Annotated in this window: 16 protein-coding genes; 13 read left to right on the forward strand and 3 right to left on the reverse strand. The window is 52.1% G+C overall.

Annotated features, from left to right (window positions below; genetic code table 11):
• Positions 1 to 56 precede the first annotated feature (56 nt).
• Positions 57 to 722: a DUF2959 domain-containing protein gene (locus IE073_RS08140; protein WP_189584095.1), complete on the forward strand. Its 666-nt coding sequence runs from the start codon at positions 57 to 59 to the stop codon at positions 720 to 722.
• Here IE073_RS08140 and IE073_RS08145 read toward each other — a convergent pair.
• Both IE073_RS08145 and hemE read right to left on the reverse strand, forming a co-directional pair.
• Positions 697 to 1,137, reverse strand: coding sequence for a hypothetical protein (locus IE073_RS08145; protein ID WP_189584097.1), 441 nt, complete (start codon positions 1,135 to 1,137; stop codon positions 697 to 699). The two genes, IE073_RS08140 and IE073_RS08145, sit on opposite strands and share 26 nt — an antisense overlap.
• Before the next feature lie 280 nt (positions 1,138 to 1,417).
• Positions 1,418 to 2,449: a uroporphyrinogen decarboxylase gene (hemE, locus tag IE073_RS08150; protein WP_189584101.1), complete on the reverse strand. Its 1,032-nt coding sequence runs from the start codon at positions 2,447 to 2,449 to the stop codon at positions 1,418 to 1,420.
• A 544-nt stretch (positions 2,450 to 2,993) separates the two neighbouring features.
• Between hemE and IE073_RS08155 the strand changes: the two genes are divergently transcribed.
• The 7 genes from IE073_RS08155 (at position 2,994) to IE073_RS08185 (ending at position 9,869) form a co-directional block, all read left to right on the forward strand.
• Positions 2,994 to 3,857 carry a pyruvate, water dikinase regulatory protein gene (locus IE073_RS08155; protein ID WP_189584104.1) on the forward strand — a complete coding sequence of 288 codons (864 nt, stop codon included), beginning with the start codon at positions 2,994 to 2,996 and terminating at the stop codon, positions 3,855 to 3,857.
• Positions 3,858 to 3,870: 13 nt separating this feature from the next.
• Complete coding sequence (locus IE073_RS08160) at positions 3,871 to 4,464, forward strand: Maf family protein (RefSeq protein ID WP_189584107.1); 594 nt, start codon at positions 3,871 to 3,873, stop codon at positions 4,462 to 4,464.
• Between the two features lie 10 nt (positions 4,465 to 4,474).
• On the forward strand, positions 4,475 to 5,341 hold the full coding sequence (aroE, locus tag IE073_RS08165; RefSeq protein ID WP_189584110.1) for a shikimate dehydrogenase: 867 nt from the start codon (positions 4,475 to 4,477) through the stop codon (positions 5,339 to 5,341).
• Positions 5,338 to 5,928: a dephospho-CoA kinase gene (gene coaE / locus IE073_RS08170; RefSeq protein ID WP_189584114.1), complete on the forward strand. Its 591-nt coding sequence runs from the start codon at positions 5,338 to 5,340 to the stop codon at positions 5,926 to 5,928. Before aroE ends, coaE begins: the two co-directional genes overlap by 4 nt.
• A 60-nt stretch (positions 5,929 to 5,988) precedes the next feature.
• The gene (gene dnaQ / locus IE073_RS08175) at positions 5,989 to 6,708 is read left to right on the forward strand and encodes a DNA polymerase III subunit epsilon (protein ID WP_189584118.1); all 720 of its coding nucleotides are present in this window, start codon (positions 5,989 to 5,991) and stop codon (positions 6,706 to 6,708) included.
• A 5-nt stretch (positions 6,709 to 6,713) separates the two neighbouring features.
• Positions 6,714 to 7,181 (forward strand): CYTH domain-containing protein, encoded by a 468-nt coding sequence (locus IE073_RS08180; RefSeq protein ID WP_189584121.1) that lies wholly within the window; start codon positions 6,714 to 6,716, stop codon positions 7,179 to 7,181.
• A 537-nt stretch (positions 7,182 to 7,718) separates the two neighbouring features.
• Positions 7,719 to 9,869 carry a hypothetical protein gene (locus tag IE073_RS08185; RefSeq protein ID WP_189584124.1) on the forward strand — a complete coding sequence of 717 codons (2,151 nt, stop codon included), beginning with the start codon at positions 7,719 to 7,721 and terminating at the stop codon, positions 9,867 to 9,869.
• 61 nt (positions 9,870 to 9,930) lie between these two features.
• On the opposite strand, the gene IE073_RS08190 is transcribed toward IE073_RS08185, so the two are convergent.
• Positions 9,931 to 10,851, reverse strand: a complete 921-nt coding sequence (locus IE073_RS08190) for a glycerophosphodiester phosphodiesterase family protein (RefSeq protein WP_189584128.1) — start codon at positions 10,849 to 10,851, stop codon at positions 9,931 to 9,933.
• A gap of 11 nt (positions 10,852 to 10,862) precedes the next feature.
• On the opposite strand from IE073_RS08190, the gene mnmE reads away from it, so the two are divergent.
• The 5 genes from mnmE (at position 10,863) to IE073_RS08215 (ending at position 16,706) form a co-directional block, all read left to right on the forward strand.
• Positions 10,863 to 12,215 carry a tRNA uridine-5-carboxymethylaminomethyl(34) synthesis GTPase MnmE gene (mnmE, locus tag IE073_RS08195; RefSeq protein WP_189584131.1) on the forward strand — a complete coding sequence of 451 codons (1,353 nt, stop codon included), beginning with the start codon at positions 10,863 to 10,865 and terminating at the stop codon, positions 12,213 to 12,215.
• 124 nt (positions 12,216 to 12,339) lie between these two features.
• Positions 12,340 to 14,217: a tRNA uridine-5-carboxymethylaminomethyl(34) synthesis enzyme MnmG gene (gene mnmG / locus IE073_RS08200; RefSeq protein ID WP_189584134.1), complete on the forward strand. Its 1,878-nt coding sequence runs from the start codon at positions 12,340 to 12,342 to the stop codon at positions 14,215 to 14,217.
• Positions 14,214 to 14,894 carry a 16S rRNA (guanine(527)-N(7))-methyltransferase RsmG gene (gene rsmG, locus IE073_RS08205; RefSeq protein ID WP_189584137.1) on the forward strand — a complete coding sequence of 227 codons (681 nt, stop codon included), beginning with the start codon at positions 14,214 to 14,216 and terminating at the stop codon, positions 14,892 to 14,894. Before mnmG ends, rsmG begins: the two co-directional genes overlap by 4 nt.
• Positions 14,895 to 14,907: 13 nt before the next feature.
• Positions 14,908 to 15,687, forward strand: coding sequence for a ParA family protein (locus tag IE073_RS08210; RefSeq protein WP_189584140.1), 780 nt, complete (start codon positions 14,908 to 14,910; stop codon positions 15,685 to 15,687).
• 17 nt (positions 15,688 to 15,704) lie between these two features.
• On the forward strand, positions 15,705 to 16,706 hold the full coding sequence (locus IE073_RS08215; RefSeq protein ID WP_189584144.1) for a ParB/RepB/Spo0J family partition protein: 1,002 nt from the start codon (positions 15,705 to 15,707) through the stop codon (positions 16,704 to 16,706).
• The last annotated feature ends 39 nt before the right edge of the window (positions 16,707 to 16,745 follow it).

Below are 16,745 nucleotides of genomic sequence, written 5' to 3' on the forward strand. Positions count from 1 at the left end.
TCATCTGCTTATAAATACAGCGAAGCACGTTTTGGCAGTACAGGTTGAATTCGATCATGACACATAATTTGAACAAATGGGCCGTCACATTGGGCCTGCTGGTTTTGGCACCCACCTATCTGACGGGGTGCGCGACAGCGGCTTATAATATCCAAGAGAAATTCGGCATTGAGAAGCGCGATATCCTGGTCGACCGCGTCATTGATGTGTCCAAATCCCAAACCGAAGCCAAAGAGGAATTCGAGGACGCGCTGGAAGCTTTTCGCGCAGTCGTCGCGGTTGACGGCGGAGAGCTTGAACAAACCTATGATGATTTGAACAAAGCCTATAAAAATGCGGATAGCCAAGCCAAAGAGGTTCGCTCTCGCGTCGCGTCCGTCAAACGCGTGGCGCGTGATTTGTTCAAAGAATGGGAGTCCGAGCTGAATGTCTATTCCGATCAAAACCTTCGCCGCGCCTCTGAGGCTCAATTGCGCGAGACAGAACAAAAATATGAAGCGTTGACCGCAAAAATGGATGCCGCAACGGCGTCAATGGACCCTGTCCTCACCGTTTTCAAAGACCGCGTTTTATACCTTAAGCATAACCTAAATGCCCGCGCGATCTCCGCGCTAAGTTCTGAAACCATGGATATCGAAAGCGACGTCGCTCGATTAATTGCGGAAATGGAACAATCCATCTCAGCCGCCGATGCGTTCATTCAGGAGATGGGTGGGTCTTAGGTAGGGTTTGAGGATTCATGTTATCCCAAACTGCTCTCATCAATGAACTAATGCGGAAGGCATCTTCCAGTTCATTATCAAACGCAGACCAGTACCAAATTTGATAGGCGTGAATGGAATAGTTTTTCGTAAGATATTTTTTGATTGCGAAGGCAATCTGGTCTTCGAGAAAGTCTATGTCACTTTCCTCCAAAGATTGAAGAACAATATCCATGAGAGTAAATTGAACATCTGGTTCCAATTTATAACTCTTTAGAGCTTCAAAAAACTCGGAAAGCCTGTTCGGATCTGCAATCTCAAAAGCCCAATCTTGCATCGATGACTCATTAGGTAGATCAAAGTCATTTGCGATTTTTTCTATGGACTCAATTGTCCAAAACCGGAACTCTGGCTCGATTACGTTATTTACGATCATTATGTGTTCAGAACTAATTTGGGTTCATCAAGTGAGAGAATTGAGCGTAAATTTCTGCTTTTGCGTCGTCCACTGAACCGAATAAACTCGGGCGAGGTAGAGTGTCTTGAGACCAGTATAAAACATCTTCTTCCTCTTCAAAATTTAACGTTTCAATATAAAATTGAAAATGACCATCAGGTCGTTTGCGTATTGAAAAAACAGTATTCAGATCTGAAGTCTCTATGAAGCTAACCTCATTTTTCTTTGAGATGCGTTTTCTCATTTGAGAAACATTCAACTAAACGTAATTCGGTTCTTTACCGCGCACATGATCGACAACGGCTTGCACGTTCTCAATCTTTACATCTGGCGTGACGCCATGACCCAAGTTAAAAATATGTGGACCGCCGGCGGCGTCGCGCAGAACGGCTTCGACAGAGCGGTAGAGCGTGGTCCCACCAATGCGCAACGCTAAAGGATCCAGGTTCCCTTGGAGTGGCATGCCTTCTGGCAGAGTCGCGCGGTAATCCTCCATTGGCATTTGTGTGCCCGCGGCAATACCTGTGATGCCCGTTTCATGGGCGTAACGAACAGCGTTCAAACCTGCGCCGCGTGGAAAGCCCATGATGGGTACGGTCACGCCTGCTGCGCGGACCCGTTCAATAATATCGTGCGTTGGATTGATCACCAGACGATCAAACAGGTCCGGTGCGAGACCTTCCGCCCAGCTTTCAAAAATCTTGAGCACATTCGCGCCGGCTTTGGCTTGGCCGATCAAATATTCTGCCGTGCTCTCAACCAGCGCCGCAAGCAAATCAGACATGGCTTCTGGGTTCTCATAGGCGAAACGTTTCGCGATCTCTTTCGTCGGGCTGCCTTTTCCCTCGATCATATAGGTCGCCACAGTCCAAGGACCGCCCGCAAAGCCGATTAACGCCTTTTCGGGGGCTAGTCCTGCCCGAACGCGTCTAACCGTCTCATAGATAGAGCTAATCCGATCAGCCGCTCCATTCACGGTCAGTTTTGCAATCGCGTCCACATCAATCGGTTCCAAAACAGGGCCAGTGCCTTTGATGAACTCAACCTTGCGGCCCAATCCGATCGGGATGAGCAGGATATCTGCGAAGAGAATAGCTGCATCCATGTCGTAACGGCGAATGGGTTGAAGTGTAACCTCCGCAGCCTTGTCCGGTGTGAAGCAGAAATCGATGAAATTCTTACAGGTAGACCGGACTTCCAGATATTCAGGCAAATGCCGACCCGCTTGGCGCATCATCCAAATCGGTGGGGTGTCAGTCTGTTGACCATTCAGGACGTCGAGCAGTTTCATAGGTTCGGCTTACTTTGAAAGGTGACTTCGTATCCTGAAATTAAGGGATCGCTAAGCCTGATTACAAGGCGTGTCTTAGGCTTTCCCCCACACATATCCAAGCTTCCTTCCTTCCCTCTAAAAAATTTTTTTAAAGGAGGAGTGGTTGTAGAGCCTGTGGGGATGTGGGCGGATTCACCTTTTGTTAGGGGAAATTAATATGCACGCCCTGAATCTGGATTGGATTTTCTTCCTACTGTGGAGAAGGACGCCACTGCGCTGATTGGATAAGTGTATTTTCCAGGGATTTATGAGGATTTCGTGCTGGGGATATATGCTGGGATAAAATTTGGCATAAGTTTCATCCACATTATTCACAATATTAACGGTTATGGCGCTCGGGTGTGGATGTGGGCTGTGGGTTACTGAAATTCATGCCCGTTATGGTGTGGAGAAAGCGCTGAAACGGCTTTGCCTGTGGACAGGACGGGGCAAACGCGCGAAACGAGGCGTTCATTGTAATGTCCGTTTTTGCTGCGCCTGCCAAAGTTGAGGAAAGCCCCATATGACCACGCGCAATCCCAATATGGCGATGTATTTTCATGTCCATCTGGTCTCTGACTCCACGGGTGAGACCTTGGTTGCCATGATGAAAGCCTCAACGGCGCAATTTAGGTCAGCCACGGCGTTGGAACATCTGCACGCATTGGTGCGCTCCGAAGATCAAATGGACCAATGTCTGCAAACCATCGAGGCTAAGCCAGGTGTGGTGCTTTATACGCTGGTCAATCCTGAACGCCGCGCCCGATTGGAAGCCTTTTGTCGCGCCCGTAATATCCCGACAGTCTCGATCTTGGATCCAACTCTCTCTGTCTTAGGACGGTATTTGGGGTCTGCCATGACGGATGAGGTCGGGGCGCAGCGGACTTTGGATGATGCTTATTATTCGCGCATCGATGCGCTGGATTACGCCATGGCCCATGATGACGGGCAGTCTGTTGCGGGGTTGGCTGAGGCCGACATTATATTGCTTGGTATCTCTCGAACGTCCAAAACCCCTACTTGTATTTATCTAGCTAACCGTGGGTATCGCGCGGGGAATATCCCCTTGGTCCCGGGGGCGCCTTTGCCGGCCATATTGGATACTTTTAAAGACCCCTTTATCGTCGGGCTGGTGGCTTCGCCGGACCGCATTGTGCAAATTCGTGAGCAACGCCTAATGGGGCTACGGCAAGATGGGCAGACCGATTATATTGATCAAGACCGCGTGCGGGATGAAGTTCGCGATGCCAAACGCATGTTTGTGCGCAAGGGGTATAAGGTCATTGATGTGACGCGTCGGTCGATTGAAGAAACAGCCGCACAAATCATTAACCTATATAACAAAGCCCGTCCGATTGAAGAACGTCGCAGAGGCACGAGACTATGAGTGGAATAAGATCATGAGCCGCCTTATTTTGGCCAGTGGCTCTGCCATCCGCCGTGAAATTCTCGACGGTGCAGGGCTGGCGTATGAGGTAATCGTGCGTCCAGTTGATGAAGCCGCGATCAAAGAGGCCATGTTGGCCGATGGTGCGCGGTTGCGCGATATTGCTGATGCACTCGCCGAAGCCAAAGCCATGCGCGTGTCGCGTCAGGAACCCGGGCTCGTGATTGGGGCTGATCAAATCATGGTCATGGATGATACTTTATTTGATAAACCCAAAGACATGGCAGAGGCCCGCGCGCGTTTGCTGTCTATGCGCGGGAAAAAGCATGAGCTGATTGGCGCTGTCGTGATTTGCGAAAATGGCGCACCTGTGTGGCGGCATATCTGCCGCACGAAATTATGGGTGCGCGAGTTTTCCGAAGAATTTCTGGACTGGTATATTGAAACCGAAGGGGACGCTTTGACCAAATCTGTCGGGGCTTATCGTTTCGAAGGTCCCGGGTCGCAGCTATTTGAAAAAGTGGAGGGCGGGTTCTTTGCCATTCTGGGGCTCGATCTCTTGCCTGTGTTGGATTATTTGCGAACGCGGGGCATCGCGCGGACATGAGGCATGAGACGTGAAACCTGCTGCCGAACGGCCGATACCGAAACTTGCGGGTGTGTGTGGATGGCCTATCCATCATTCGCTCTCGCCGCTGCTGCATAGTTGGTGGTTGAAACACCTTGCCCTGCCCGGTGCTTATGTGCCTTTTGCGGTAGACCCGAAGACAGCCGTGGCGGCTTTTCGAAGCTTGAAGCAAACTTCGATTGTTGGGGTGAATGTGACTTTGCCTTTGAAAACGGCAGCCTTTGAATCTGCCGACATTGCGACGGAAGATGCGCAGAAATTAGGGGTTGCCAATTGTCTTTATAAATCGCGTGGACAGCTGGTTGCCCATAATACTGATTTGGAAGGTTTCGCCGCGCCGCTGATTGCAAAGATTGGCGTAGACCGTTTGCAAAGCGGGTCGGTTTTAGTGATTGGCGCAGGCGGTGCAAGCCGTGCCGTGTTGGGGGCTTTACTCTCTCTCGGCGTGCCAGAGATTTGCCTTGTGAACCGCACAGATGCGAAGGCCGAAAGCCTTGTCGATCAAGTCAATGTGCCCAGTCTTTATGCTTTGCCCTGGTCGCGGCGGCAGGAAGCGGCGGCGCGGGCCGATTTGATCATTAACGCCAGTGCTGCAGGCATGAGCGGAAAGCCAGCTTTAGACCTGTCGCTGGAAGATTGCCGCGACAGCGCCTTGATCTACGACCTCATCTACACGCCTCGCGTAACGCCCTTGATGAAAGCGGCGCAGGCCCGAGGACTGGATACATTGGGCGGATTGGAGATGTTGATTGCGCAGGCGCGGCCAAGTTTCAAACTCTTCTATGGCGTCGCACCGCCGACAGATATTGATCCCACCGATATGTTATTTGCGGCGCTGAAATCAGGCAAACGATGAAGATTATCGGCTTAACAGGCTCCATTGGGATGGGGAAATCGACTACGGCGCAGATGTTTGCCGAACTGGGTTGCCCTGTTTTTGATGCCGATGCCGCCGTTCATGAAATGTATGCCGAGGGTGGGCGCGCTGTCCCGTTGATCCGTGCGGTTTTCCCCGATGCGATCAAAGACGATGCGGTGGATCGCACGCGTTTGGGCGATCATATGCGGGCCGACCCACTAAATCTGAAAGTCCTCGAGAGCTTTATTCATCCCTGGGTTGGCGAGATGCGTCAGGCGTTTTTGACCCAATCAGCCAAAGCGGGGGCTAAGGCGGTCGTTTTTGATGTTCCGCTTCTATTTGAGACAGGTGGCGATAAATCTGTCGATGCGACGGTCGTTGTCAGCGCCGCGCCAGAGGTTCAACGCGAGCGGGTCATGGCACGACCAGGAATGACCGAAGCTTTGTTCGAGATGATCTTATCCAAACAAATGCCCGATGCGGAGAAGCGCAAACGCGCCGATTATATTGTACGGTCGGACGCGGGATTAGAGGCGGCCCGAACACAAGTCGCCGAAATTCTGGACCAGATTCTCCACACCTAAAGCCAGAGGAAATGAGGGCAACCCCTGCCCTTTGTGGCGTCACCGGTTATAGTCCGCAACATGGACGGCATTCGCGAAATCGTTTTTGATACGGAAACCACGGGCTTTCATGCGCGCGATGATGACCGCATCACCGAAATTGGCTGTATTGAGATCGTCGATCTTTTACCGACGGGCCGACAGTTTCACACCTATTGCGATCCATTGCGAGACGTCCCGCCCAAAGTCGTTGAGATCACGGGCCTGACCACAGAATTTCTGCGCGGCAAACCTTTGTTCAAAGACATCGCGGATGATTTCTTGGAATTCGTCGGGGACGCCACGATGATCGCGCATAATGCCCAATTCGATATTGGGTTTATCAATGCGGAGCTGGAGCGCGCGGGCCGCGATCCCCTGCCCCAAAGTCGGTTCAAAGATACGCTGGCGATGGCCCATGCGAAGTTTCCGGGGTCACCCGCGACGCTCGACGCTTTATGTAAGCGGTTTGATATTTCCCTATCCGCGCGTGACAAACATGGCGCGATTATTGACTCCGAACTGTTGGCGGCGGTTTATCTAGAGCTTTCAGGCGGTCGCGCCATGAGCCTGGGTTTGGACAAGGTGCCCGAAGAGACGGAAAATGAGAGCGGTTTCCCAACTGCTCGCCGCCGCCCATCACCGGTTTTAATCTCGCCGACGGCGACGGAGACCGAAGCGCATAAAGCTTTCGTCGGAGCGCTGAAAGGCGATGTGGTTTGGGATAAACTCTGGGCCCGCCGCGCGCGCGGACGACCCTAAGCTTCATGGCCGTTGAAATTGAGCGGAAATTTTTGGTCACTGGGGACGCTTGGAAGTCCGGCACACCCACGCGCCTCTCCCAAGGCTACTTAGCCAGTTCCAAAGACAGCACAGTTCGCATTCGGCTAGCGGGCGATTTGGCATGGTTGACGATCAAAGGCCCGACCGTCGGCATATCGCGCGCAGAGTTTGAATATGAAATCCCGGCTACGGATGCCCAACAGATGTTAGATATGTGTGAGGGGGCGATCATAGAGAAAACCCGCTGGCAGGTCAGCTATGAGAATTTGATCTGGGAAGTTGACGAATTTTTCGGAGAGAACGGAGGCCTCGTGGTCGCGGAAATAGAGCTTAGATCAGAAGATCAAACTTTCGCAAAACCCGATTGGGTTGGTGAAGAAGTCACAGATGACCCCCGCTATGCAAACTCTAACCTGTCGGTTAAACCTTTCACGAGGTGGAATTCTTCTTGAATTAGGGACCCCTCAATTTGTCGGATGGGCTGTGAGGGGCGCCGACAGATCAATGCGTGACAACTCTCTCATATTTGTCCCTGTCATTTGAGCTTCTAATAGCTCCGTTCCGAGTAACGCAAAGACCCGTCGGTTTAAAAAAAATCGGGCGCGTGTTGCCGTACCAGTCCACACAAGACATTTCGCAGACATAATCTGGGTGAACCGAATCTTCCTCACTGCCAGCCATTGATCCGGCATCTGGCAGGCCCGCTTTGTGAGACTAGAGCTGAGCTTGGGGTCCCTCATGCAATGGCTCAGCTATTTAATTTATTGCGGCGGTGATATGAAAATCTTGACACAGACGGCAAAAACGACGACGGTTTTTTACATGTATCTTTAAAGGGGCGCTTTATTGCATACGTTTACGTTGGGTTGGTCTGCCTTTGTTTCAAGGGCGGATAAGCCCACATGCTGGATTATAGATAATAGGCGCACCTTGAAATATGGCGATATTTAAATCCGCGCGGGGCGGGTTTTATTTCTAGGAACCTAGCTATGACAACACCATCTACCGATCAAAACTTCATTATTTTCTGCGGAATGGAGTCGACGTCCAATGCAGATAAACGACAATTCGCAGTCCGAAAATATATGAAGAAGCGCCTTGGTGCTGACGTCAAAATCTTACACGAAATCGCCACGCCCGATCATAATGCCTCTGGCCTTACAATCGTTGTGGAGGCTTCGACCATAGAGGTGGTGATGACGGCACTCGCGGCTTTTGAGGGCTCATTTGCGTTCCAAGTTTCCCCTGTGGTGATTAAAACTTCGAGGGTAAAGGCTGGCGAAATGCCGAAATATGCAGTTTTCCTACCACGTATGCCAGAGGTGGCGGCCTCGTTGAAAGCGGTTGATTCCGATGATGTTGGACTTTGGTTGAAATTGCCAGAAACGGCGTCATTTTCTGACGTTCTTTTGCTTGATACGGTTACATTTGGCGCTGCTCGCGAGTTTGTCGAGGAATTAGCCCCGGGCGCTAGGGTTGTGTCACAACATTGTTTCTCCTTGGCAGCACTGGTAGCGCAAGTAACCGGTGACAAAAATGTGTCGATTGATCAGCCTTTGGATATTGATCATACGCTAAGCGTTGCGGTTGGGTCGTCCCAGTTGATTAGTAGACGCTATGACTCTTTTTATGCCCCAATGGTCGACGAGAAATATCCATTCAATTCATCGGTGGTCCTTGGCACCGCGGCAAAAGATGTTTCTACTCATATTGGCAACCAATCCGTATTTGTTTGGCCAAAGTACAATTATCCGATTTGGAACTTCCGTCGCTTTGTTTGGTCGAACAGCTATTATGGCTCATATGTTGTAAAACCGTGGGTTCTGCCGCGCGGGATTATTCCCGCTTCGGACAATGACACAACTTATGTTGTAGAGGCGCGGGAGAACCACGCCTATGTAGATGGTGATCAATACACGTTTTCCGTACAGAACAAGCTGTCGATTTGGCTGAACGACTTAATGGCGACACCCAAATACGATGCAGTGTGGCCAGAGGATTCCTATTCCGGTGGTTCTAAACTAGCCTATGACTATATCGTGTCTTTCTTACCGGGGAAAACAGAGCCTAAGACGGGCTCTAATCTGGACTCTGGCCTCATTTCAGCGGTGGAATATAGCCCTGACCTTGGGTTTACAGAGGCAGAGTTTCTGGTTGTTCGAAGTCATTTGGTGCGCGAAGTCACTTATTTTGCGAAAGCAGATAAGTGGTTTGGGATCGATGGGATTATGGATGCCGTCAATCGCAGCGTCGCGATTCTATCTGCAAATGATTTAACTGAAGCCGCTGAGCTTATGAGCATCCCAATTGAGACCACCGACATCATATCGATCCTTGAGGATATCTTCGGCGCGATTATTTCCATAGTTGCCATTATTCCGGGCGCGGGTCCGGTTTTGGCGGCCTCCCTGACGGTGGCCTGGACGGTTGTTAAGGACACTGTGCCTGGAATGCCGGTGAACGCACCCATCAATGCCACCGTGGCGGAGATGGCCGGGGAGTTAAATAAATACCTGATAAAGATGCAAAAGGCGGCTGAGATTCAGAAATTGCGGCTTTTCGCGAACTTTGGGCGGTTAGAGGCGTTCTCTGATGGTGTCGTCGAAGGCATCATTTCGGAAGATAAATTCTTTAGTGGTCTAGCGAATGCCGACGGATCTGACAAAGGGCGCATTCACGATGTAGGTGTTCAGGTCGGCGACGCAGCAGCAAACGCTTGGTTGGTATATTGTTACAAGCGGCTTTTCGGGGTTGCGCACACTGTAACGTCGGTGCTGAGCTTTTCAGATAAGCGGCCAGTCAACCCATGGGACCCAGCAAAAGGGCAATATCGCTACACGTGGTCTATGCCGTGTGAATACATCGATGTTTGCGATTTAACCGTCCATACGGGTTTCGCGATTGTGGACGGCACCACATCTGCACCACCCATCATTATGCAAAAATTGTTCGGCGCCGATTCTCCTCTGACGGTTTTCCCGATTGCATTCTTCGCAGGCTTCAATGGTTGGCAAACCCTAGGTCCGGCGTGGGACACGAATTGGGCGGCTTTCCCAGGAACAAAGATGAGAAAAATCCCCATTAACCGAATTGGTATGCCCCAGTGGAACGCGCTGGAAATGACTGATCCCCCGAAATGACAATTGATCCGATCTCTATGTCATAGGTCTAACTTAGCGATGTTCATGTGCTAAAGCGGTTTTATTGGTTTAAACACGCCTCAAACGCAGAGCGTGTCTTGCTGTTCAATCCCACAATACCCTCATCGCGTTGTGCGTAATCTGTGACGAGGATGTCTGAGGCATTTATAATTGCGGCGCGGGGCGGTTGGCGTTTTGGATCACCCAAGCGTCCGATTATAAAATTGTCATTTGATTTCAATGTTTTAGCTGTATTTCCATTGGCGACATCATAGCCAAGCCAGACCGCATGGCCGGCCTGTGTGGCCTCTGGCGGATTGGAGCGTAACATCTCGGGCGCGAGGGCGTTGAGTTCTGCCGCGCTTTCGGGTGTATAAGCGATGAGAAGGACTTGGTCGGCCATACCCGCATCGCGGATTGCCTTGATGGTGGCTTTGCGGTTAGCGGAAGATTTGAAGTCGATTTCGAGATAAGTTTTACCTTTGGCGGCCGCCAAGTAATCGGCCAGCAATGGCGGTCGGTCAGCCGTAAATTCGCCTGCGCGAGATTTCAAAAGAATGTTTTCGAGATCTGATTTTCGCGAGACCGCGATAGGGCCTTTGCCCGTTGAAACTTCGTCCCAAACACCGTCGTGAAAAAGGATCAACGTACCGTCTTTCAGGCCTGCCACATCGATTTCAGCCATCATTGTACCGTGGTCGATTAATTTGTTTAGCGCGGTGATTGAGTTTTCGGCCTGATCCGACCAATTTTTATCGGTTCCGCGGTGGGCCGCCATAATCGCTGCATTTTCGGGGAGGCAGCTCAGAAGTTTGCGAATGGGTGGCAAAGTTTGAGCGGAAGAGGGCGCGCTTGCGGGTTTGATATCGGTGTTGCTCAGGCTGGCATCGCAAGCAGATAATCCGCTGGAGAGGAGCAGGGCGGTGAAGCCCGCGGCGAGATTGCGAGAAATTGGGGCTTTAAAAAGGGTCGTGTGCATCATAGGTCGGCCATATGTCAGACCATCAACCTTCGCAAGAAAATCCCAACGCCGAGGCTGCGTCTTATTCAGGCGACACAATTTTCGCATTGTCCTCTGCGCCAGGGCGTGCGGGTGTCAGTGTTCTGCGCCTATCAGGGCCAATGTCGGGAGAGGCGTTGAAGGCTTTGACGGGTCGAAAATTGCCAACGCCGCGTCTGGCCAGTTTGCGCGCGATCCGTGACGGGCAGGGCGATGTGATCGACAAGCCGCTCATTCTTTGGTTTCCCGCACCGAAAAGTTTCACGGGCGAAGACTGCGCCGAAATCCACGTGCATGGCAGCGTCGCCATTTTGGAAGCTGTTGCGGGGCGCTTGACGGAACTTGGGCTGCGCCAAGCGCGTCCCGGTGAATTTACACGACGGGCGGTGGAACACGGGAAAATGGACCTGACCGAGGCGGAAGGTCTGGCCGATTTGATCGATGCCCGAACCGAAGGGCAACGGGTTCAGGCGCTCTCGAATATGGGCGGGGCTTTGCGCGAAATATATGAAGGCTGGCAGGGCTTGATTTTGGATGGGTTGGCGCAAATTGAAGGCGAGATTGATTTCGCCGATGAAGAAGATGTGCCGGACGCGCTCTCTCATGCCGCCTATCCCTATCTGACCGCTGCATATGACAGTATGGCGGAAGCTTTGTCGGCGGCAGGTCGCGGTCGCGCGGTGCGAGATGGCTTGCAGGTGGCAATTATTGGCGTCCCGAATGCGGGGAAATCGACACTGTTGAATGCGTTGATCGGGCGGGATGTTGCGATCACCTCTCCGCAAGCTGGGACAACGCGCGATATTGTCGAGGCGCAAGCCATCATCGCGGGTTTGCCTGTAACCTTTTCAGACACCGCAGGATTACGAGACAGCGAAGACGCCATTGAGGCTGAAGGCGTACGGCGTGCAAGGGCGCGCGCAGACGACGCGCATTTGGTCATCCACGTGGTGCGCGAAAGTCAAGCACCGGCTTTAGACGCCGACATTATATTTAGGAACACGGAAGGCGATGGCGCGAGTTCTGAGCCGAGCACCGCTTCGACAATAGTCGGGAACGCGCTGTCGGGGGCGGGCGTGTCCGCCTTGCTCGATCTTTTGGAGCAATTGATTTTAGAGCGCTATGCTGGGCTAGAAAATGCGGCGCTAACGCGAATTCGTCATGTCGAGTGCATTTCGTCCGCGTTATTGGCGGTCGATGTTGCGCGGCAAAAACTGGGGTCCGATCCAGAGCTCGCCAGTGAAGATTTGCGTAACGCACTGAAAAACATAGAAGAATTGGCAGGCCGCTCAGACATGGAGCAGGTCTTCGACCGCATTTTCTCAAGTTTCTGCATCGGAAAATAGGCGATCTCTCCCCGGTTAAGAAAATAATGTTCCACGTGGAACATTTCGCGCAGGGCATAATTCGGCTCAGCTCGGCCTGAACGGAAGAGTCGACAGTTTCGATTTCCCCACCTATATCGCCGCTATGAATTCATCCAACACATACGACGTCATTGTTATCGGCGGCGGTCACGCAGGTTGCGAAGCCGCAGCCGCCTCTGCGCGAGTCGGTGTGTCGACACTTTTGCTCACGCATAGGGTCGAAACGATTGGCGAAATGTCGTGCAATCCAGCGATTGGCGGGTTGGGCAAAGGCCATTTGGTCCGCGAAGTTGACGCGCTGGATGGCGTCATGGGTCGTGTTGCGGATGCGTCGGGTATTCAGTTCCGGATGCTTAACCGCTCGAAAGGCCCAGCCGTTCGCGGGCCGCGAACTCAATCAGACCGGTATCTATACCGAACTGAAATGCAAGCGGCGTTGCGAGCGCAGAAAAACCTAACCATTATCTCGGGTGCGGTTGATGATATCATTGTCGACGCTGGCAGTGTCGTTGGTGTGCGTACCGAAGCGGGTGTGGAATACCTCACTGGGCAAGTCGTTTTGACGACGGGGACTTTCCTTAAAGGTGTTATCCATGTCGGGACGACGCGCACACCTGCGGGTCGCTGGGGGGAAGCCCCAGCATTAGGGCTGTCAGAGCGTCTCTATGGGTTGGGCCTGAAAATGGGCCGCCTGAAAACAGGTACGCCAGCCCGTATCGCGAAGAGCTCGATTGATTGGGACGCGTTAGACCAACAGGCTGCTGATGACGTGCCTGTGCCATTTTCATTTCTCAACAAGCAAATTACCATCCCGCAGATCACATGCGCGATTACCCATACAAATGAAGCGACGCATCGCATCATCAGCGATAATATAAGTAAATCAGCGCTTTACGGCGGGGGAATTTCTGGAAAAGGGCCGCGATATTGTCCGGCTGTAGAGGACAAGGTCGTCCGGTTCGCGGATCGAAGCCGCCACCAAATCTTCCTCGAGCCTGAGGGGCTTCCTGGGAATCCAGATGGGAATACGATTTATCCAAACGGAATTTCGACCTCACTACCATATGACGTGCAAGACGCGTTCATGCGGACCATCCGTGGCTTGGAAGATGTCGAGATTCAGCGTTACGCTTACGCCATTGAATATGACTATGTTGACCCGCGTGAGCTGCGCGCAACTTTGGAAGTCAAAGCTCAGCGGGGGCTATTCCTCGCAGGTCAAATCAACGGGACGACCGGATATGAAGAAGCGGCCGCGCAAGGTTTGATGGCGGGTGCGAATGCGGCGCTGGCCGTGCAGGGACGCGATCCTTTCATTTTGGATCGCAGCCAAGCCTATATTGGCGTGATGATCGATGATTTGATCACCAAAGGCGTGACAGAGCCCTATCGCATGTTCACATCCCGGGCGGAATATCGCCTGTTATTACGCGCCGATAATGCAGATCAGCGTTTAACAGCAATGGGAACAGACATTGGCTTAGTGGGCAAAGCGCGCGCCGACTACACTGTTGAAAAAATTGCGAAATTTAACAATTCCAAAGCCCTCGCGTCGACATTATCCGACACGCCGTCAACATTGTCTAAGGCGGGGATTAAGATCAACCAAGATGGTGTGCATCGCTCTGTCATGGATTTATTGGCTTACCCCAATATTGATATGGCGGACCTTATATTGGTCTGGCCCGAACTTGCGGATTTCGACGCGGAGACTGTGGAGTTTCTGACCACGGATGCCACCTACGCAGGATATTTGGAGCGCCAAGCCAAGGACATCGCCGCCTTCCAACGCGATGAAGGTTTGAGAATTCCAGATTCGTTGGATTATTCAAAGATCGGCGGGTTGAAAACCGAGGTCCGGCTAAAGCTCACCGAAGCGCGCCCCGCGACTTTGGGGCAAGCCGCGCGGATTGAAGGCGTGACACCGGGCGCTCTGATGGCGGTTTTGGCCCATATGAAGAAAGCGCAGCGCGCAGCATGAGAACAGATCACCCTTCCGTGGATACCCGCTGGACAGCGCAAGATTTCGCGGATCATTCCAATGTTCCACGTGGAACATTATCCGATTACGTGCGGTGGGAAAGCCTGCTGAGCAAGTGGAACAAGCGGATCAATCTGGTCGCGCCCAAGGAAGTCGCCGCATTCTGGAACCGCCATGCCTTTGATTCTTATCAGTTAAATCAATATTTGCCAGAGACGTGGGACCGTCTGGTCGATCTGGGTTCGGGGGGAGGCTTTCCAGGGCTTTCGCTGGGTATATTTGCCAAAGCCCGGGGATCAAGCGAGGTTCATCTGGTAGAATCAGTGGGTAAGAAGACGAGTTTCCTCAAAACTGTGACCCGTGAACTTGGCTTGCCGGTCACGGTACATACCGAACGGGTCGAAGAGCTTGCGCCCCTCAATGCAGATGTGATCACAGCGCGGGCTTTTGCGCCGCTTCCCAAATTATTTGCCTATGCCGCGCCACATTTGAAACCTGATGGAATTCTCATCCTTCCAAAGGGAGAAACTGCGGATAACGAAGTCAAAGACGCCCGCGTGGACTGGAATTTCAACCTAGAGGCCTTCACAAGCGCAACTGACCCCAGCGCATCGATTCTCCGCATTACAGAATTACGTGCCAAAACAGGTCCAACCGCCAAAACAGGCTCAACCTAATGAACGCACGCACATGAATCCTGATCGCATTATCGCCATTGTGAACCAAAAAGGCGGCGTGGGAAAAACCACGACCTCTATCAATCTGGCTGCGGCTTTGGCCGCGAAAAACCTGCGTGTTTTGCTCATCGATATGGACCCACAAGGCAATGCCTCGACGGGATTAGGTATTTCGCGGGCGCAACGCACAACGACCATATATAATGTCTTGACCGAAGGCCTTGAAATTGACGCCGCAATTTGTGCGACGGAGGTTCCAAACCTGTCCGTTGTGCCAAGTCATGTCGATTTATCCGCGGCAGAGATGGAAATTGGCCATGCCGAAGGCCGCACACGCTTGTTGCGGGACGCTTTACAGGCCGCGACGTCCGAATTTGACTATGTGATGATCGATTGCCCACCTTCACTGAACCTTTTGACAATCAATGCCCTGTCAGCCGCTCGCTCTGTGATCGTGCCCCTGCAATGCGAATTCTTTGCCCTCGAGGGATTGAGTCAGCTTCTCCAGACCGTCGAGATGGCGAAGTCTTCAATCAATCCGGCGTTGGCAATCGATGGGGTTATGCTGACAATGTATGATCGACGGAACCGTCTGTCGGCGCAGGTGGCAGAAGATGTTCGTAAGCATCTGGGGCGCGCCGTATTTGAAACGATCATTCCGCGCAATGTCCGCATTGCCGAAGCTCCAAGTTTCGGCCAGCCTGTCATTACATATGCGCCAGCCTCCAAGGGGGCGAAAGCCTATTTGGATTTGGCCGATGAATTGATTAAAAAGCATAGAAACCGCAGATAAAACAATAGGTTAACCTTATGTCAGACGATAAGACACCCTCAAAAAAATCAACTGCGAAAAAAGCAAGTGCGCGCGGTTTGGGTCGAGGTTTATCCGCATTGATGGCAGATGTTTCCGTGCCTGTCGAAGCCCCTGACACAGCCTCCGCCGAAGAGTCTAAAGCCTCATCTTCAACTGCCAATAAAATCACCGACACGCCCGATACCAGCTCTCGCAACGTCCAATTCATCGCTATTTCGCGCCTTGATCGCAACCCCGATCAGCCACGCAAAATGTTCAATGAAAAGGATTTGGCTGAACTCACAGAATCCATCCGACGCAAGGGTGTGTTGCAACCCATCCTCGTGCGACCCATTCCTGAAAGTGCGCGTTCAAAATCTGAATCTGCCTCTGTTGATTTTCAGATCGTGGCGGGCGAACGGCGTTGGCAGGCCTCATTAAAAGCTGGGCTCGACGCCATGCCCGTCTTGATCCGTCACCTGAACGATCAAGAAGTCCTTGAAATCGGCGTTGTCGAAAATGTTCAACGTGCCGATCTGAATCCGATCGAGGAAGCCCGCGCCTACCGTGCGCTCATGGATGATTTTGGCCGAACGCAAGTTGAAGTCTCTGAAGCGATTGGCAAAGCGCGCAGTCACATTGCTAATTTGCTCCGACTTTTGGAGATGCCGAACCAAGTGATGCGCTGGGTGGAATTGGGGCGTATTACCCCTGGTCACGCCAAAGCTATCATGACGATGCCTGACCCGACCGAAACCGCCGATATGGTGATCCGCGAAGGCCTGTCCGTTCGCGCCACCGAACAATATGTAAAACGTTATAAAGAGGGCGCGCCGCTAGTATCAAATCTCAGCGTCCCACGTGAAACGGACCCGAACATCACCGCATTAGAGCGTGATCTTTCAGATCTGCTGGGTCTAAAAGTCTCGCTGAACCACAAGGGCCCAAGCGGAGAGCTAAAAATCAAATATAAAAGCGGTGCACAGCTGGAAGAGGTGATGCGGCGTTTGAAGAATTAGCGCTTTTCTTCTCTTTCGATGTCTAACTCCAAAACCCAT

Origin of the sequence: Litorimonas cladophorae (genome assembly GCF_014652455.1) — a bacterium.
GTDB classification, from domain to species: domain Bacteria; phylum Pseudomonadota; class Alphaproteobacteria; order Caulobacterales; family Maricaulaceae; genus Litorimonas; species Litorimonas cladophorae.